This window comes from Neisseria perflava (genome assembly GCF_002863305.2).
GTDB lineage: Bacteria > Pseudomonadota > Gammaproteobacteria > Burkholderiales > Neisseriaceae > Neisseria > Neisseria perflava_A.
On record NZ_CP136962.1, the window covers coordinates 2205484 to 2222617 of the forward strand.

The window sequence follows — 17134 nt, forward strand, 5'->3', positions numbered from 1 at the left end:
CTTAAGGGAATTTAACCTTTAAATACGGGAACGAGTTCCATTTGGCTCAGTATTTGGGCGGCAATATTAATGATGCCGAAGAGGAAGACCCAAACCATCAGCCAGAATCCGCCGTAAACTTTGTAGTTTTTACCGACGCCGAATTTATGGCGTGAGCGGTAGAGCAGCATGGCGGGGATGATGCCTGTCCAGATGGTTGCGGCCAGGCCGACGTAGCCGATGGCGGTAACGAAGCCGGTAGGGAAGAGCAGGCAGGAAATCAAAGGCGGCAGGAAGGTCAGCGCGGCGGTTTTGGTACGGCCGGAGATGCTGTCGTTCCATTTGAAGATGTCGGCGATGTAGTCGAACAGGCCGAGCGTTACGCCGAGGAAGGATGTTGCAATCGCCATGTAGGAGAACAGGGTCAACACTTTGTCCATATTGCCGGTTTGGGCGAACTTGGACAGCGTTTCGATCAGGACGGAAACTTGTCCTTCTGCGGCGATAACCGGTGCGAACTCGCTGCGCGGCAGGTTGCCTTGGATGGCGATTTGCCAGAGGATGTAAATCACAAGCGCAATCAGCGTTCCTGCCCATAGGGATTTGGCCACTTTGGGCGCGTCGCCTTTAAAGTATTTGAGCAGGCTGGAAACGTTGCCGTGGAAACCGAATGAGGCAAGGCAAACGGGCAGGGCGGTAGCGACATAAATCCAGTAGCTGGTGCCGGCAGGGGCTTGGGTGTCAAATAAAACAGGCATTTTGGCATCGGCAATCAGGCCGCCGGTTGCCCAAATAAAGGTCAATACCATGCCGCCGATGAGGATGCTGGTGAAACGGTCAACCAAGCGAGCGGATGCCCAAACGCAAAAGGCGAGAATGCCGAAGAAGACGAGTTGGCCGACGGTGAGCGAGATTTCGCCGCCTACCGCGCTGCTGATGCCTTTGGCGGTCAGGTCGCCGCCGACGAAGATGTAGGCGTAAGTGAGCAGGTATAAAACGAAAGCGACGGCAACGCCGTTGATGACGTTCCAAGCCGGGCCGAGCAGGTCTTTGACCATGGTGTCGAAGCTGGCTCCGTGCGGATAATGGGTGTTGACTTCCAAAATCATCAGACCGCTGGAGAGCATGGAAAACCAGGTGTACAGCAACACGACCAGCGAGCCGGCAAACCATACGCCGGACGTGGCGGTCGGGTTGGCAAGCATGCCTGCGCCGATAATCGTACCGGCGATAATCATCGCGCCGCCGAATAGGGAAGGGGTTTTGGTTGACATTGTTTATCTTTCTTCTAGAAATGCGTGGCTGCCATTATGCCGTAAAGTGTAAGAAAAGGTAAAGCAAAGGCCGTCTGAAAACCCGATTGTCGTTTTCAGACGGCCTTTGATGTGTATAAATGCAACTGATTAAATCAATTTTCGCAGTTTCAATTCGTTTTTCAGGTAGGCGTAATAAACCGGCGCGACGATGATGCCGCCGATGCCGAAAATGCGTTCAAAGACGACCATCGCCACCAGCAATTCCCACGCGCTGGATTCGATTTCCGAGCCGATGATTTTGGCGTTGAGGAAATATTCGAGCTTATGGATGATAACAAGGAAAACCAGCGAGGCGAGTGCGACGTAAAGCGATGCGCCGAGGCTCAAAATAATGATGATGGTGTTGGAAATCAGGTTGCCCGCCACCGGAATCAGGCCGACGATAAAGGCGACGATCAGGACGGTCATTTTAAACGGCAGCTCAACGCCGAACAGCGGTAAAACCAAGTAAAGGTAGAGGCCGGTCAGGAAGGTGTCGATCAGTGAGATTTTGACTTGGGCGAGGAATACGCGTTCAAAGCTGGTTTCAAAATTGACGATGCGCCGCATCAATTCGGCTTTAAACAGCGGCATTTTATGGCGGTTTTTGCGCATTTCCAGGCGGTGGAAACTGAGCATGGCGCCGATGATGATGCCGATGAGGATGTACACGAAGGACGTGATGCTGTTTTTACTGATACGGGTCAGCGCGGCACGGTATTCTTCAATCAGCTTGATTGCCGAGGCTTTGATTTCGGCCATATTGTTGGGCAGCATATTGAGAATGGCCGCAGGCAGGTCTTGGCTGTTTTTGGTGTCTTCTAAAATCGCCGCCAGCTTGGCCAGCATAAAGCCGACATGGCCGCCGTGTATCAGGTGGTAAATGCCCAAAGACATCATCGTGATGATGCTGAATACGATGGCCAGCGTCAGCGTGGTGGAAATCAGGTTGATATTGTGCGCATTGAGCGATTTATGCAGCCGCGTGTTGCGCGGTAAAACACGGCGGCGGAGTTTGAGGATGACGCCGTTGGTACGCGTAATAAAGATATAGGTCAGGATAACCGACAGCAGCAGCGGCAGAAAATGGTAGTGCAAGACAATCAGCAAGGCCAAGCCCATCAGGATATAGGAAGCGTTGCGGAAAGTCGGGTTGTCGGAGTGGGAAGAGAGTAAGGACATGTGAAGCCAATAAGGTAAAAAGCAAAAAAGTAGGTCAGACCGTCTGAAAAATCATGTTCAGACGGCCTAACTTAATGACAGCGATTAATCGTGCAATGAGGCCGCGTGTACCGTGTTTTCCAACAAAGTAGCAATCGTCATCGGGCCGACACCGCCGGGAACGGGCGTAATCATGGATGCGCGTTCTTTGGCGACATCAAACTCCACGTCGCCGCACAGGCTGCCGTCGTCCAAGCGGTTGATGCCCACATCGATAACGACAGCTCCGGGTTTGACCCATTCGCCTTTAACGAAATTCGGAATGCCTACGCCGACTACCAAAATATCTGCGGTGGCAACTTCATCGGCAAGGTTTTGCGTAGCGCTGTGGCAGATGGTTACCGTCGCGCGGGATAGCAGCAATTCCAACGCCTGCGGGCGGCCGACAATATTGGACGCGCCGACGACGACCGCTTTTTTGCCTTTCGGGTCGATGCCGTAGGCTTCCAACAAAGTCATCACGCCTTTGGGTGTGCAAGGGCGCATCAGCGGCATTTTGACGACCAGGCGACCGACGTTGTAAGGGTGGAAGCCGTCCACATCTTTATGCGGCTCGATACGCTCCAAAACCGCTTGGCTGTCGATGTGTGCCGGCAGCGGTAGTTGCACCAAAATACCGTCGACGGCAGGATCGCCGTTCAATTCGTCCACCAGTTTCAGCAAATCGTCTTGCGTGGTTTCAGACGGCAGCTCGTAAGAGCGCGATTCGATGCCGCTTTTTTGGCAGGTCAGTTTTTTATTGCGTACATAAACCGCGCTGGCAGGGTCGTCGCCAACCAATACCACCGCCAAGCAAGGCGTGTGTAAACCTTTTTCCTGACGCGCTTTTACCGCCTGCGCGACCGCCTCGATGCGTTGCTGGGAGATTTTTTTTCCGTCTATAAGTTGTGCAGCCATGATTTTTCCTCCTCAATAGGGATAAATATTGCGTTTAAATTATCGCATTTTTCAGACGGCCTGACACAAAAGAGTGGCCCTGATTGCGAAACATAAAAATAAATAACGATTAAAAATAATAAGATAACAAAAAAATGAAAAAATAAAGCAGAGTGGATGTTGACCGAGCTGAAAAGGGTCTGTATAGTTCAGGTCTTCAGTCGGGGCGTAGCGCAGCCCGGTTAGCGCATCTGCTTTGGGAGCAGAGGGTCGTGAGTTCGAATCCCACCGCCCCGACCACAAAATTCTTAGCACGAATCGGCATGAGCGCCCGTAGCTCAACCGGATAGAGCACCGACCTTCTAAGTCGGGGGTTACAGGTTCGATTCCTGTCGGGCGTGCCAATTTTTACGGTGGCTGTAGCTCAGTTGGTAGAGCCCTGGATTGTGATTCCAGTTGTCGTGGGTTCGAGCCCCATCAGCCACCCCAGATGAAAGCCTGCATATTGTATGCAGGCTTTTTTCCGTTTATACCCGAATTTTACTTCAGATTTAATTGGGTTTCAAAAAAGTATTTATCAAACCGTTTCATCATGGCATCGGCAAAAATGGCATTTGCTGTGTTATCAAATATCAATGAATACGCAGTCAAGCCCGAATATTGTACCGTTCGGTATCTTTTTATAGGGTTTCGCCGTTATCCTTTATAATACCCCGATTATTTTCTGTTTTATTTCCAAAGGAACCGCATCATGTCCGAATGGCCAGCTCCAGAATTTGAATCCAAAATTTGTCCGCCCGAAAAGCTGGCGGAGCGTTTGGCGGCATTGCCCCGTCCGCTGGTGTTTACCAACGGCTGTTTCGATATTCTCCATAGGGGCCATGTAACGTATCTGGCGCAGGCGCGATCGGCCGGTGCGGCTTTGGTGCTGGCGTTGAATACCGATGCTTCGGTGCGCCGTCAGGGCAAAGGGGACGACCGTCCGATTAATCCTTTGGAAAACCGCGCGGCAGTGACAGCGGCATTGACGAGCGTGGATTTGGTCACATGGTTTGATGACGATACGCCGGCCGCGCTGATTGAAATGGTCAAACCCGATGTGTTGATTAAAGGCGGCGACTGGCCTGTGGATAAGATTGTCGGTGCGGCCGAGACGTTTGCGCGTGGCGGCAAAGTATTTTCGATTCCGTTTTTACACCAGACTTCGACCACCAAGACTTTGGCGAAAATCCGCGAAGCCGGAGGAGGCGAATGACGGATTTAAACAGCCGCCATTGGGCCTTGCTCGCCGCGCTTTCAGACGGCCTGCCGCAACACGTTTCTCAGTTGGCGCGTGTGGTTGGGATGAAGCCGCAACAATTAAACGGATTCTGGCAGCAGATGCCGGGCCATATCCGCGGTTTGCTGCGCCAGCATGACGGGCAATGGCGTTTGGTGCGCCCTTTGGCTGTGTTTGCCGAAGAATCTCTGCAACAAATAGCCGGACAACAGGGTTTTCGTGTGCAGTTGAAACACGAATGTTCGTCCAGTAACGACGAAATTATGGCATTGGCGCGCCAGTCGGCAGATTTGGCGCATAAGGCCTTGTGCGTGGCGCATTTCCAAACCAAAGGACGCGGACGGCAAGGGCGGAGTTGGGTCAACCGACAGGGCGAATGTCTGATGTTCAGCTTGGGCTGGGCATTTGACAAGCCGCAGTATGAGCTGGGTTCGCTGGCATTGGTGGTGGCATTGGCCTGCCGCCGTGCGCTTGCCGATATCGGTTTGGACGTAAATATCAAGTGGCCGAACGATTTGGTCGTGGCCAACGATAAATTGGCCGGTATTTTGATTGAAACGGCGCGGGTAGAGAATAAGACTGTCGCCGTCATCGGCATCGGCATCAATTTTGTATTGCCGAAAGAAGTTGAAAACGCCACTTCCGTGCAGGCCTTGTTTCAGACGGCCTCTAAGCAGGGTGTAAGTGTCAAAACCTTATTGAATGCGGTATTGGCGCAACTCGATGCGCTGTTGAACGAATACGCGCAAAACGGATTTGCGTCATGTATCGGCGAATACGATGCCGCTAACCGCGACACAGGCAGGCCGGTATTGCTGCTTCAAGAAGGGCGCATTGTTCATGAAGGCGTAGTCAAAGGCGTGGATGCGCAAGGCGCGTTGCGTTTGTTGACCGACAATGGCGAGAAAACCATTGTCAGCGGCGAGATCAGCTTGCGTCCGGATAACCGTCCGGCGCAACCTGCCGTCGCCAAGCCGGAACGCTTTTTGCTGCTGGACGGCGGCAACAGTCAGTTGAAATGGGCGTGGGTAGAGAACGGCACATTTTCCGAAGTCGGCCGCGCGCCGTATCGTGATTTGGCCCAGCTGGGCGAAGAATGGCTGCAATTTGCCGATGATGATGTGAAGATTGTCGGTTGCGCCGTGTGCGGTTCGGTCAAAAAAGCGATGGTGGAAGAACAATTAACCCGTCCGGTCGAATGGCTGTCCTCCATGCCGCAGGCTTTGGGTATCCGCAACCATTACCGCCGCCCTGAAGAACATGGCTCCGACCGTTGGTTTAATGCGCTGGGCAGCCGCCGCTTTACGCAAAACGCCTGCATCGTCGTCAGCTGCGGCACAGCCGTAACCACCGACGCGCTGACGGAAGACAATCATTATCTCGGCGGCACCATCATGCCCGGTTTTCACTTGATGAAAGAGGCGATGGCGCTCAAAACCGCCAACCTTAACCGTCCCATCGGCAAGGTATATCCGTTCCCAACCACAACGCCGAACGCCATTGCCAGCGGCATGATGGATGCCGTTTGCGGCGCGTTGATGATGATGCATGGCCGTCTGAAAGACAAAACGGGCGAGGGCAAATCGGTCGATATTATTATCACAGGCGGCGGCGCGGCCAGAGTCGTGCAGGCGCTGCCGGAGTCATTCGTTCATGACAATCAAGTGAAAATCGTCGATAATCTCGTGATTCACGGGCTCTTGCATTGGATTGCCCATCGCAACGGACAATAAAAAGGAAAACGCATCATGAAATGGCTGTTTGCGGTCTTGGTCGCACTCAACATCATTGTTTTTGGCAGCATGGTTGCCTATCGGACACAACATAAAACCGCCAAACCCGAATCTGCCTTGGAAGGCGGTACTCACGAATTATTGCGCCCATCTTCTTTGGACGCGCCTAAAGCCGAGCCGCAGCAGGCATCGCAACCCGATTGGGTGGTGGTCGAATCAGACGGCCTGATTATGGCAGAACCTGAATCCGAAGAAGCGGAAGCCTTGCGTAAAAAGCAAGAAGCGCAGCAGTTGAAAGAGAAAAAAGAAAAAATGCGCCGCGAGAAAGAAGCGCAAGAGCGCCGTGCCGCTGAAGAAGAGATGGGCGCGGCCGGAGTGGAACGCTTGTGTACCAGCAGCGCCACCGTGGTGATGGATGAAGACGATTACCACCGCATCAAAGGCCTGTTGGGCAAATGGCCTCATGCGGCCAGCCGCAGTATCGAAAAACGCAACGGCGCATCCGGTGGCGAAACTTCTTCCAAAACCTTCCGCGTAGTCTTGCCTGCCGACGGCGACACTTCCGCCCAGCTTGATGCCTTGGGCAGCCGCGGTTTTAGCGGCAGCATTCACAACGGCGAAATCAGCGTTGACGTAACACGCAGCCGTTCTTCCGCCCAAGTTTTGATTTCACGCTTGTCCAGCGCAGGTTTCGGCGGCGCGCGTATTGTCGAACAGGAAGACAGAAGCGCACCCGATACCGGTTTGAGCGTAGCACGCATGACCGTGGTCTTTATGGCGGTCGACGAGCGCGATGCCCAAGACATCAGAAACATTGTCGGCCGTTATGGCAAGTTGAACATGAAAACCTGCCGATAATTAAGCCTATTCGGTTTCAGACGGCCTGACCAGTAGTCCCAAGCCTGATAAACCAAGCGACACAAAACACGAAACCCACTGTATCGGCAGTGGGTTTCATGTTTTTCGGTTTTGAGTATCTGATATAAAGGGGAACAGGTATGTTTCGTATATGCGCACTCCGAGTATCAAGAGATAATGGGGAAGAGGGGGATAAAATCTGTCGTTTAATGGCTCGGATTAGGACGTCTTCCGAGTGAGTTTGATTATACGCTAATAATAACTATTATCAATAGCAAAATTGAAAAAATAAGGGGTTTTGCTGTAATATTTTGTTTTTTATGGAAATTAAATTGCGGTATTGGCTTTGCCATGATTGAAAAGGCCGTCTGAACGTCAAACAAACAGGCTGGTTGAAATAGGGTAAGGCAAACATTTCAACCCTATATTCCTATATTTCAGACGGCCTTTTGATTTGTTTCAATCACTCATAAACCCAAGCAATCAACATATCCAAAGCCATATAAAATACCGTATAATCAAGGCCAAATTAACTTTGCCTGCTTGTCGGGCCGTCTGAAAAATTATGCAACAAACCTACGCCGCCGTACAGCGAGATTTGCTCGAAGCCAACCATCTTTCCCCCGATTTGCTTGCCCAAAGCCTGAGCATTATCGGTGCTAACCATGTCGATTATGCCGACATCTATTGTCAGCGCACTGCCTATGAAAGCTGGCATTTGGAAGAAGGCATCGTCAAATCGGGCAGCTTCCAAATCGATCAGGGCGTGGGCGTGCGTGCCGTTTCGGGCGATAAAACTGCTTTTGCCTACGCCGACAGCCTGTGTATCGATTCGATCAACCGCTCTGCCAAAGCAGTTCGCGTGATTGGTGCGGCCGGCGGCGAAGCCAGCGTCAAAGTACCGACACCTGCCTACGGCAAGCCTGTCCACATGGCGATTGACCCTATTTCTAGCCTTGATTCCGCTGCCAAAGTTGCGCTGTTGAACAAAGTTGAAACGCTGGCCAAAGCCGCCGATCCGCGTATCGTGCAAGTGATGGCCGGTTTGACCTGCGAATACGACATGGTGTACATCGCCCGTCTGGACGGCAAACACGCTGCCGATATCCGCCCGATGGTGCGCATGAACGTTACCGTCATTGCCAAGCAGGGCGAGCGTCGCGAGCAGGGCAGCGCGGGCGGCGGCGGGCGTTATGATTTGGCGTATTTCGATGAAAACTTGGTTTGTCGGTTTGTCGATGCCGCCGTCAAACAAGCCCTGACCAATCTTGAGTCCCGTCCTGCGCCTGCCGGCGAGATGACCGTCGTTTTGGGCAACGGCTGGCCGGGCGTGTTGTTGCACGAAGCGGTTGGACATGGTTTGGAAGGCGATTTCAACCGCAAAGAAACCAGCGTTTTCTCCGGCAGAATCGGCGAGCGTGTGGCCGCCAAAGGCGTTACTGTCGTTGACCAAGGAGATATTGCCGACAGACGCGGTTCGCTCAATATCGACGACGAAGGCAACGAAACTCGCCGCACTGTATTGATCGAAGACGGGATTTTGGTCGGCTATATGCAGGACGAAACCAACGCCCGCCTGATGGGTACGCAATCGACCGGCAACGGCCGCCGCGAAAGTTACGCTTCTGCGCCTATGCCGCGCATGACCAATACCTTTATGGAAAACGGCGGCTATGAGCCGGAAGAAATCATCGCGTCCATTGACAAGGGCATTTACGCCGTCAACTTTGGCGGCGGACAAGTGGACATTACCAGCGGCAAATTCGTGTTCAGCGCATCCGAAGCGTGGTGGGTGGAAGGCGGCAAGCTGCAATATCCTGTCAAAGGCGCGACCATCATCGGCAACGGCCCCGAAGTGTTGAAACACGTTTCCATGATAGGCAATGACTCCACGCTCGACAGCGGCATCGGCGTCTGCGGCAAAGAAGGGCAGAGCGTTCCTGTCGGCGTAGGACAACCGACCCTGAGGATTGATGCCGGACTGACCGTCGGCGGTAGTGAAATTTGAACGGCAGGCCGTCTGAAAGGTTTTCAGACGGCCTTTTACATTAGGATGAAACCATGCAGGAACAGAATCGGAAATCAAGTTTTCCCATAGTGATGTTGCTGGTGTCGGTTGCCCTGTGGATAGCGTCTTTGTCCAATGTTGCATTTTATTTGGGCAATCATGAAAGCATGAAGGGTTTGACCGTTTTGATTTTGGGATCGATATTTGCTTCTTTGGATATAAGATATTGTGCGGCCTATGCCAATTATGTTTGGTTGGGGGCCATTGTTTTGCTGGCGTTGCGGAAGAAGGTCGTGCCTGTCCATGCGGCACTTTGGGGCTTGGCGCTGGTGGCCTTCAGTGTGAAAGCCGTACACGTCGATGAAGCAGGGAATACATCGGATATCGTGCGCTACGGCGCCGGATTTTATTTGTGGTATGCCGCATTTGCGGTTGCCACCATCGGCACGTTTGTCGGAAAGAATAAGGAAAGAAAAGCCACAATGATGGCAGATGGGACGAAAAATGACGCTTGATGAATGGTTGCGCCAATCGGCACTGCCCAAAAATGAAGCGCGGATGTTGTTGCAATATGCGCTGGGTTATACGCGTGCGCAGCTGGTGACACGCGGTACGGACGATTTGGCAGAATCCGCCCTGCAAACCTTGGAGGCTTTGGCACAACGCCGTCTGAAAGGCGAGCCGATGGCCTATCTGTTGGGCGAACGCGAGTTTTACGGACGATGCTTTGCCGTCAATCCCCATGTGCTGATTCCCCGTCCTGAAACCGAGCATTTGGTGGAAGCCGTACTCAAACACTTGCCGCCGCAAGGCCGTGTGTGGGACTTGGGGACGGGCAGCGGCGCCATTGCCGTGACCGTCGCACTTGAACGCGTTGATGCCGATGTTCGCGCATCCGACATCAGCGTTGGTGCTTTGGATACTGCCCGTCAAAATGCGGCCGAATTGGGCGCAAAAGTCGAGTTTGCGCAGGGTTCGTGGTTTGATACCGACAGGCCGTCTGAAGGCCGATACGATGTGATTGTTTCCAATCCGCCGTACATCGAGGACGGCGATGAACATTTGTCGCAAGGCGATTTGAGGTTTGAACCGCAAAACGCGTTGACCGACTTTTCAGACGGCCTCAGCCATATCCGCCATATTACCCAAGAAGCCCCAAAATACCTGAAAGCCAACGGCTGGCTGCTGTTTGAACACGGCTATGACCAAGGCGAAGCGGTGCGGAATATTATGCTGGAGAACGGTTTTGCCGAAGTGGCAACCGAACAGGATTTGGCTGGATTGGACAGGGTCACGCTGGGGCGTTTGCCTGCTTAGTGGGCATGGTTTGTCGGAATTAAAAAAGGGCGTGTCAATCACGCCCTTTTGGTTTTCTGGTTTATCTGTTCAGACGGCCTGGTTTAACGCCAAGCAGCGACGAACTCCGCCCAGTGTTGTTTTTCTTCGGCTTGTGCAGCCAGATAATGTTTGATGCGTTTGATTTCGACTTCGTATTCGTCGGCATCGAGCGCGCCGCTCATCATGCGAAAGCGCATATACATCAGGTAGGTATTGGCGGCATCGGTTTCGCAATAGTCGCGGATGTCTTTCAGACGGCCTGCATGATAAGCGTCCCAAACCTTGCTGCCGTCCATGCCCAGTTTGCCGGGGAAGCCGCAGAGTTTGGCCATATCGTCCAAAGGCACGCTGGCACGCGGTTGGTAGAGGGCGAGCAAATCCATCAGGTCGCAATGGCGGGTGTGGTAGCGGCTGATGTAGTTGTTCCACTTAAAGTCGCGGCTGTCGCCAAAATCGCCGTCACCCATGTCCCAATAGCGGGCGGCGCTGATGCCGTGTATCAGGGCGCGGTAGTGGAGGACGGGCAGGTCGAAACCGCCGCCGTTCCAGCTGACGAGTTGCGGCGTATAGTTTTCGATGACCTCGAAGAACTTGGCAATCATGACTTCTTCGCTGTCTTCGGGATCTCCGATGGTGCTGACGCGGATTTTGTCTTGCCCCCAGCGCATACAGCAGGAGATGGCGACGACTTGGTGCAGATGGTGTTGCATAAAGTCGCTGCCGGTTTTGGCGCGGCGTTGCTGTTGGGCAAACAGGACGACTTCGTTGTCGGGCAAATCGGCAGGCAAATCGTAAAGCTGGCGGATGCCGTTTACGTCGGGAATGGTTTCAATGTCGAAGGCGAGTATCGGAGTCATGGCGTGATCGGGTTGGATAAGGAATGATGTCATTGTGGCATGACGGCGCAGATAAAAAAAGAGGCAATCCCCCACAGGATTGCCCCAATACCTCAAATCAGAGATTTACGCTTCACAAACAATACAGGCTTTCACCTGCGGCTTTACAGATGCAGCTCAACTCTGCATCGGTAAACTTTGATTTCGGGCATTGCACCGAAATCCTCTAAAATACCGCAATTTCTTGCAATATCAGAAAATTGCTTACAAAAGTATCTAAAACCGGCGAGGCCGTCTGAATGTTTTGTAATTTGATGTAGTGAAATTTACGCGAATTTTTACAGTTTGCCAAGTATTTTTTTCTGAAGGCTTGTTTTGGTATAAATTTCAGGTCTTGTCATATTTTTGCAATTATATTTCATAATTGTTCAAAAGTTAGATATTTATTTTATTTTTTTTAAATTTTAATTTAATTTTATTTCATATTTTGAATGATTAAAATGTATTTTTTTAGATGAACTATTTTGCAATATATTGTTTTTAAAAGAAATTAAATTTAATATGTAAATGAAAAAAGTGTATTGGGCCTGATGTTTTTCATTTGAGAAAAAATATAGGGTTGTTTGAAAGTTTCAATCACGATGAAAAAAGTTGTTTTTAAAGCATTTAAAGCGGAATATTATTTGATTATTTAAAATAAAACATAAGTTTCGGTTTGATTCAATTAAAATGAAAAAGCGGCGAAAGAAGGATTTTGCCGCTTTTTGCATATTCAAATTGTAATTCAATGTAGTCAATAAAAGCTGCTTTCGCCTTCGGGACGGGTTTTGAAGCGTTTGTGCAGCCAGAAATATTGTTCGGGATGCTCGCGTACCCGCTCTTCGATGAAGTCGTTCATGCGCTGGGTATCGGCTTCGACATCTTCGGTCGGGAAATTGTCCCAAGCCGGATAGAAGCGCAGGGTTACGGTATTGTCGGCTTCGCGCGTGGGAATGGCGGGAATGATTTTGGCTTTGGTCATGCCGGCGATACGGCTGAGGCCGGTAATCGTGGCCGTCTGAATGCCGAAGAAATTGACGAAAATGGAATCGTTGCGGCCGAAGTCTTGGTCGGGCAGATAAAGAAAGGGTGCATCGCTTTTGCGCAGGTGTTTGATGATGGCGCGCAGGCCTTCTGTGCGGCCGATCAGGAAAACATTGTTGTAGCGGTGGCGGCCTTTCAGGATCTGCTCGTCTAGGGCTTTGCTTTTTTGGTGCGAATACATGCTGGTCAGTGGCACATCCTGATTGAGCGTGTAAACCGCCATTTCAAATGCGGTAAAGTGCGGATAGAGGATGATGACTTTTTCGCCGGCGGCGAGGGCTTCGTCGAGATGGTGTTTGTCTTGATAGCGTACCAACGAGCGCAGCTTGTCCGCAGGCGCGTACCAGTAGAGGCCGTATTCGAGCATCAGCTTGGCCATGTGTTGGAAATGGCGTTTGAGCAGGGCGGTGCGCTGGCTGTCGTTCAGCTCGGGAAAGCATTTTTTGAGGTTGACCTCGCCGACTTTGCGGCGCGGTTTGACTGCGTAATAGGCGAGAATACCGATCGCGTCGGCAATCTTGTGCAACACGCAAAAAGGCAGCAGGCGGATGAGGTAGAGAAAAAGGAAGGCGGCTTTCATGAAGGCTCGCTGTATGTGGGCAAAGGGCTATTATAACCGAAAGGCCGTCTGAAAACGGGCTGGAACATATTTCAGACGGCCTGAATGTCGGCCTACCATTGAAAACGGCCGCGCTTGACCTGCAAGCCGTCGGGGTTGAGTTGCGAAGCCAATCCGTGATTGCGCAGGGCGTGGGTGAGGGCGACGGCGAGTCCGTCGGCGGCATCGGCTTGCGGCGTACCTGAAAGTGCAAGCATTTGGACCACCATATGCTGCACCTGCTCTTTGGCGGCCTTACCCTTGCCAACCACCGCCTGCTTGACCTGAAGCGCGGTGTATTCAAACACGGGCAAATCGTGCATGACCAAAGCGGCAATCGCGGCACCGCGCACCTGACCGAGCATCAAAGTCGCGGCCGGGTTGACGTTGACGAACACTTGCTCGATGGCCGCCTGATGCGGCTGATAGTGGCGGATGATTTCATCGATATGGCGGACAATCACGGCGATGCGTTCGGAAAGCGACGCGCCGGTCGGCGTTTTGATACAGCCGGAAGCAACATAATGATGCTCGCGGCCGTGGACATCAATCACGCCGAAGCCGGTCACGCGGCTGCCGGGGTCGATGCCGAGAATGCGTGTGGGTTGGAACTGGGACATAGTGCGTGTTTAAAGTAATCGGTGTTTCAGGGCAGGCAGGCGCGTGCGCACGCTTTGCAGTCGCGCGGTATCCAAATCGGCACAAATCACGCCTTCGCCTTCCGGCAACGTCGCCAACACATCGCCCCAAGGATCGATAATCATACTGTGGCCGAATGTGCGGCGGCCGCTTTCATGTAGTCCGCCTTGTGCCGACGCGATGACGTAGCATTGGTTTTCCACCGCACGGGCGCGCAGCAGCAATTCCCAATGCGCCTTGCCGGTCGTGTAGGTAAACGCGGCAGGCAACAGCAAAACATCAAACGGCTGCTGGGCGCGGAAAAACTCAGGAAAGCGCAAATCGTAGCAGACGCCGGCCGCCAGCGGAACATCGTCCACGCTTAAATTCGGCACATCGCTTCCCGCCAGTATCGTATCGGCTTCAGCGTAGCGTTCGCCCAAACCGGAAAAGCCGAAAAGGTGCATTTTGTGGTAAAGCCCGATTCGGCTGCCGTCGCGGTCATACACCAGCATCGTGTTCATCACCTTGCCAGCGTTTGGGCTTTGCAATGGAACCGTGCCGCCAAACAACACCACGCCGCATTCCCTTGCCGTTTCGCTTAAGGCCGTCTGAAAACGGGTGTGGCAGGTTTCGCCAACGCTTCCATCGTCCAAAGGCTCGGCAAATGCCAGCTTGTCCGTATCATTTTTGCCCATCAGCGGCCAATATTCGGGCAGCAACACCCAATCCGCCTCTTGTTCGGCCGCCTCGCGGACAAGGCGCTTCATGGTGGCAATATTGGTTTCGGGGTTGGTGGACGACACCATTTGCACAGCGGCGGCGCGTAAAGAGCGCATCATCAAAACTCCTGTCAGATTTTGCAAGAATTGTAACTTGTTTACGCACAAGGCCGATACAATCGTCACACAATTCCTCTCCAAAAAAGGATAAACCATGAACTTGAAACTTCTCCTCACTGCCGCACTTTCCACCGCCGCGCTCGCCGCACATGCCGACGTACAGCTTTACGGCAGCATCAAAAGCGGCATCGAAACCTCGCAAACCCGTTTCGGTGGTCAAACATACAGCCGAACCGCCGTTGCTGACCAAGGCAGCCACATCGGTTTGCGCGGCTCACATCCGATTGGCGGCGGAACGAATTTTATTTGGGAAGTCGAACAAGATACTCCGGTCGGTAAAAGCGGATCCATCCGCCAAGACTGGCGCGAACGTCGAGATAATTTTGGCCGTTAAGGAAAGATTGAATAGTAAAAGGCCGTCTGAAAAATCAGGATAACTGGTTTTCAGACGGCCTGTTTTTTATAGTGAGGTTGATTGATTTAAAGAATACACTTAAAAGGCGGTAATCAATAATATCTTAATATTTTCAAAATTTAACGGTTTTGTATAACTTATTGATTAATTGAGAGATTAATAAGATATTGGTTGATTGATTAAAAAATCAGTATTATCTTTGCTTGAAAATTAATAAATTATCAAGTAAGGTTAAATGCAAGCGGTTTTATCCGTGAGTTAAATATTAATCAATAAGATAGGATGGTATAACCATGAATGAAGATATTATCAAAGGAAAATGGGAGCAACTTAAAGGTAAAGCCAAAGAAAAATGGGGCGAATTGACAAACGACGATTTGGACATTATCGAAGGCAAGCGCGATCAGTTGGCTGGTAAGCTCCAAGAGCGTTACGGTCGCACTAAAGATGAAGCTGAAAAAGAAATTGATGATTGGTTGAACAGCTAAGACCGTTGAATTTCATAATAAACGGTCGTATCCCCCTCGACCGTTTTTATGTTAAACCGAAAGGAAAAAATCATGCTTCATTATTCGATCGTTTTCTTTATAATCGCTATTATTGCAGCTGTATTAGGTTTCGGTGGTATTGCAGGTAGTGCGGCAGGCATAGCCAAAATTTTATTTGCTGGTTTCTTGATCTTGTCGGTGATATCACTGATTTTTGGCAGGAAGAAATAATACCTGTAGACCAATAAGGTTGTATCAAGCCACTATTCCGTCAAATAGGCCGTCTGAAAAATCAGGATAACTGGTTTTCAGGCGGTCTTTGTTCTTATAATAGCGGTTTATTGTTTTTACACACCCAGCAACGGAGTTTCCATGCAGTTTTCAGCATTCGGCGAAAAATTCACACAACACAGCGGTATTTTGCAGTTGATGGACGATTTGGGCGACGCGCTCAAAAGTGACAAGCCCGTCAATATGCTTGGCGGCGGCAATCCGGCGAAGATTGCTGAAGTCAATGCGGTGTTCGCCGATGTGTTTTCTAAACTGGCAGCGGAACACGCTGTTGAGAATATCGGCAATTATTCCAATCCGCAGGGAGATGCGGCGCTGATTGCGGCTTTGACTGAGTTTCTCAACCGTGAATACGGCTGGAACCTGACGGCGGACAATATCGCGTTGACCAATGGTTCGCAAAACGCGTTTTTCTATTTGTTCAACCTGTTCGGCGGCAAATTCAATCTTTCAGACGGTCAAACGGCTGAAAAAGCCATTTTGTTGCCGCTTGCGCCTGAATATATAGGTTATGCCGACGTGCATGTCGAGGGGCAGCATTTTATTTCGGTAAAACCGAAAATCGAAAATGTCGAACACGAAGGCGAAGCGGGCTTTTTCAAATACCGCGTGGACTTTGACGCGCTGGAAAGCCTGCACGAACTGAAAGAAGGCAAAGTCGGCGCAATTTGCTGTTCTCGCCCGACCAACCCGACCGGCAACGTGCTGACCGACGGCGAAATGGCGCGGCTGGACGCTTTGGCGCAGGAACACGGGATTCCGCTGATTATCGACAACGCTTATGGAATGCCGTTCCCGAATATTATTTACAGCGATGTGACGCTCAACTGGCACGAAAACATCATCCTCTGCTTCAGCCTTTCTAAAATCGGCCTGCCCGGCGTGCGTACCGGCATTATTGTCGCCGCGCCGGAAGTGGTCAAAGCCGTCAGCAGTTTGAATGCGATTGTGAACCTGTCGCCAACCCGTTTCGGCGCGGCGATTGCGGCGCCGCTGTTAAACGACGGCCGTCTGAAACAGTTGGCCGACCAAGTGATTCAGCCGTTTTACCGTCGGCAGGCGCAAACGGCGGTTTCCCTGCTCAAACGCGAATTGGGTGCGTATCCATTGAAAATCCATAAGCCCGAAGGTGCGATTTTCTTGTGGCTTTGGTTTGAAAACCTGCCGGTTTCGTCGCAAACCTTGTACGAAATGCTCAAGGCTGAAGGTACGCTGATTATTCCGGGCGAGCATTTCTTTGTCGGCATCGATACGCAAGATTATCCGCACGCGCACGAGTGCATCCGCATGAGTATTGCGCAGGACGCGGAAACGCTGGAAAAAGGCATTGCCGCGATCGGTCGCGTGGTGCGCGGTTTGTACGATAAAAAATAAAT

17 protein-coding genes and 3 tRNA genes are annotated in these 17134 nt (G+C 51.6%); 13 read left to right on the forward strand and 7 right to left on the reverse strand.

Annotated elements, in window-relative coordinates; genetic code table 11:
- Positions 1–11: 11 nt before the first annotated feature.
- The 3 genes from CYJ98_RS10390 to folD form a co-directional block, all read right to left on the reverse strand.
- A complete protein-coding gene (locus tag CYJ98_RS10390) occupies positions 12–1253 on the reverse strand; it encodes an aromatic amino acid transporter (protein ID WP_101756211.1) in 1242 nt (413 codons plus the stop codon).
- Positions 1254–1382: 129 nt separating this feature from the next.
- Complete coding sequence (locus tag CYJ98_RS10395) at positions 1383–2456, reverse strand: AI-2E family transporter (RefSeq protein WP_101756210.1); 1074 nt, start codon at positions 2454–2456, stop codon at positions 1383–1385.
- Positions 2457–2540: 84 nt separating this feature from the next.
- Positions 2541–3392, reverse strand: a complete 852-nt coding sequence (folD, locus tag CYJ98_RS10400) for a bifunctional methylenetetrahydrofolate dehydrogenase/methenyltetrahydrofolate cyclohydrolase FolD (RefSeq protein WP_101756209.1) — start codon at positions 3390–3392, stop codon at positions 2541–2543.
- 201 nt (positions 3393–3593) lie between these two features.
- Between folD and CYJ98_RS10405 the strand changes: the two genes are divergently transcribed.
- The 9 genes from CYJ98_RS10405 (at position 3594) to prmC (ending at position 10566) form a co-directional block, all read left to right on the forward strand.
- Positions 3594–3671, forward strand: a tRNA-Pro gene (locus CYJ98_RS10405).
- A gap of 27 nt (positions 3672–3698) precedes the next feature.
- Positions 3699–3775, forward strand: a tRNA-Arg gene (locus CYJ98_RS10410).
- Between the two features lie 9 nt (positions 3776–3784).
- Positions 3785–3860 (forward strand) — tRNA-His (locus CYJ98_RS10415).
- A gap of 262 nt (positions 3861–4122) precedes the next feature.
- Positions 4123–4626, forward strand: coding sequence for an adenylyltransferase/cytidyltransferase family protein (locus CYJ98_RS10420; RefSeq protein WP_101756208.1), 504 nt, complete (start codon positions 4123–4125; stop codon positions 4624–4626).
- Positions 4623–6383: a bifunctional biotin--[acetyl-CoA-carboxylase] ligase/type III pantothenate kinase gene (locus tag CYJ98_RS10425; RefSeq protein WP_101756207.1), complete on the forward strand. Its 1761-nt coding sequence runs from the start codon at positions 4623–4625 to the stop codon at positions 6381–6383. The genes CYJ98_RS10420 and CYJ98_RS10425 overlap by 4 nt, the downstream gene beginning before the upstream one ends.
- Before the next feature lie 15 nt (positions 6384–6398).
- Entirely contained in the window at positions 6399–7241 is an 843-nt protein-coding gene (locus CYJ98_RS10430; protein WP_101756206.1) for a cell division protein, read from the forward strand.
- Between the two features lie 565 nt (positions 7242–7806).
- Positions 7807–9249 (forward strand): metalloprotease TldD, encoded by a 1443-nt coding sequence (gene tldD, locus CYJ98_RS10435; RefSeq protein ID WP_101756205.1) that lies wholly within the window; start codon positions 7807–7809, stop codon positions 9247–9249.
- 53 nt (positions 9250–9302) lie between these two features.
- The gene (locus CYJ98_RS10440) at positions 9303–9764 is read left to right on the forward strand and encodes a hypothetical protein (protein ID WP_101756204.1); all 462 of its coding nucleotides are present in this window, start codon (positions 9303–9305) and stop codon (positions 9762–9764) included.
- On the forward strand, positions 9754–10566 hold the full coding sequence (gene prmC / locus CYJ98_RS10445; protein WP_101756203.1) for a peptide chain release factor N(5)-glutamine methyltransferase: 813 nt from the start codon (positions 9754–9756) through the stop codon (positions 10564–10566). The genes CYJ98_RS10440 and prmC overlap by 11 nt, the downstream gene beginning before the upstream one ends.
- 83 nt (positions 10567–10649) lie before the next feature.
- On the opposite strand, the gene CYJ98_RS10450 is transcribed toward prmC, so the two are convergent.
- The 4 genes from CYJ98_RS10450 to CYJ98_RS10465 form a co-directional block, all read right to left on the reverse strand.
- Positions 10650–11444 carry a 3'-5' exonuclease gene (locus tag CYJ98_RS10450; protein ID WP_039863832.1) on the reverse strand — a complete coding sequence of 265 codons (795 nt, stop codon included), beginning with the start codon at positions 11442–11444 and terminating at the stop codon, positions 10650–10652.
- Between the two features lie 772 nt (positions 11445–12216).
- On the reverse strand, positions 12217–13086 hold the full coding sequence (locus tag CYJ98_RS10455; RefSeq protein ID WP_101756202.1) for a lipid A biosynthesis lauroyl acyltransferase: 870 nt from the start codon (positions 13084–13086) through the stop codon (positions 12217–12219).
- Between the two features lie 92 nt (positions 13087–13178).
- Positions 13179–13724 carry a crossover junction endodeoxyribonuclease RuvC gene (gene ruvC / locus CYJ98_RS10460; RefSeq protein WP_049344335.1) on the reverse strand — a complete coding sequence of 182 codons (546 nt, stop codon included), beginning with the start codon at positions 13722–13724 and terminating at the stop codon, positions 13179–13181.
- 9 nt (positions 13725–13733) lie between these two features.
- On the reverse strand, positions 13734–14564 hold the full coding sequence (locus tag CYJ98_RS10465; RefSeq protein WP_053088859.1) for a carbon-nitrogen hydrolase family protein: 831 nt from the start codon (positions 14562–14564) through the stop codon (positions 13734–13736).
- Between the two features lie 94 nt (positions 14565–14658).
- Here CYJ98_RS10465 and CYJ98_RS10470 point away from each other — a divergent pair, with 94 nt between their 5' ends.
- The 4 genes from CYJ98_RS10470 to CYJ98_RS10485 all read left to right on the forward strand — a co-directional run bounded on the left by CYJ98_RS10470 (position 14659) and on the right by CYJ98_RS10485 (position 17132).
- Positions 14659–14958 (forward strand): porin, encoded by a 300-nt coding sequence (locus tag CYJ98_RS10470; protein WP_004520970.1) that lies wholly within the window; start codon positions 14659–14661, stop codon positions 14956–14958.
- A gap of 314 nt (positions 14959–15272) precedes the next feature.
- Positions 15273–15467 (forward strand): CsbD family protein, encoded by a 195-nt coding sequence (locus CYJ98_RS10475; RefSeq protein WP_049344333.1) that lies wholly within the window; start codon positions 15273–15275, stop codon positions 15465–15467.
- A 72-nt stretch (positions 15468–15539) separates the two neighbouring features.
- Entirely contained in the window at positions 15540–15698 is a 159-nt protein-coding gene (locus CYJ98_RS10480; RefSeq protein ID WP_039862543.1) for a DUF1328 domain-containing protein, read from the forward strand.
- A 141-nt stretch (positions 15699–15839) separates the two neighbouring features.
- The gene (locus tag CYJ98_RS10485) at positions 15840–17132 is read left to right on the forward strand and encodes a valine--pyruvate transaminase (protein ID WP_101756201.1); all 1293 of its coding nucleotides are present in this window, start codon (positions 15840–15842) and stop codon (positions 17130–17132) included.
- The last annotated feature ends 2 nt before the right edge of the window (positions 17133–17134 follow it).

Coding starts and splice junctions, on each gene's coding strand:
- CYJ98_RS10390 (WP_101756211.1), bottom strand. CDS start 1,253: ATGTCAACCAAAACCCCTTCCCTATTCGGCGGCGCGATGATTATCGCC.
- CYJ98_RS10395 (WP_101756210.1), bottom strand. CDS start 2,456: ATGTCCTTACTCTCTTCCCACTCCGACAACCCGACTTTCCGCAACGCT.
- folD (WP_101756209.1), bottom strand. CDS start 3,392: ATGGCTGCACAACTTATAGACGGAAAAAAAATCTCCCAGCAACGCATC.
- CYJ98_RS10420 (WP_101756208.1), top strand. CDS start 4,123: ATGTCCGAATGGCCAGCTCCAGAATTTGAATCCAAAATTTGTCCGCCC.
- CYJ98_RS10425 (WP_101756207.1), top strand. CDS start 4,623: ATGACGGATTTAAACAGCCGCCATTGGGCCTTGCTCGCCGCGCTTTCA.
- CYJ98_RS10430 (WP_101756206.1), top strand. CDS start 6,399: ATGAAATGGCTGTTTGCGGTCTTGGTCGCACTCAACATCATTGTTTTT.
- tldD (WP_101756205.1), top strand. CDS start 7,807: ATGCAACAAACCTACGCCGCCGTACAGCGAGATTTGCTCGAAGCCAAC.
- CYJ98_RS10440 (WP_101756204.1), top strand. CDS start 9,303: ATGCAGGAACAGAATCGGAAATCAAGTTTTCCCATAGTGATGTTGCTG.
- prmC (WP_101756203.1), top strand. CDS start 9,754: ATGACGCTTGATGAATGGTTGCGCCAATCGGCACTGCCCAAAAATGAA.
- CYJ98_RS10450 (WP_039863832.1), bottom strand. CDS start 11,444: ATGACTCCGATACTCGCCTTCGACATTGAAACCATTCCCGACGTAAAC.
- CYJ98_RS10455 (WP_101756202.1), bottom strand. CDS start 13,086: ATGAAAGCCGCCTTCCTTTTTCTCTACCTCATCCGCCTGCTGCCTTTT.
- ruvC (WP_049344335.1), bottom strand. CDS start 13,724: ATGTCCCAGTTCCAACCCACACGCATTCTCGGCATCGACCCCGGCAGC.
- CYJ98_RS10465 (WP_053088859.1), bottom strand. CDS start 14,564: ATGATGCGCTCTTTACGCGCCGCCGCTGTGCAAATGGTGTCGTCCACC.
- CYJ98_RS10470 (WP_004520970.1), top strand. CDS start 14,659: ATGAACTTGAAACTTCTCCTCACTGCCGCACTTTCCACCGCCGCGCTC.
- CYJ98_RS10475 (WP_049344333.1), top strand. CDS start 15,273: ATGAATGAAGATATTATCAAAGGAAAATGGGAGCAACTTAAAGGTAAA.
- CYJ98_RS10480 (WP_039862543.1), top strand. CDS start 15,540: ATGCTTCATTATTCGATCGTTTTCTTTATAATCGCTATTATTGCAGCT.
- CYJ98_RS10485 (WP_101756201.1), top strand. CDS start 15,840: ATGCAGTTTTCAGCATTCGGCGAAAAATTCACACAACACAGCGGTATT.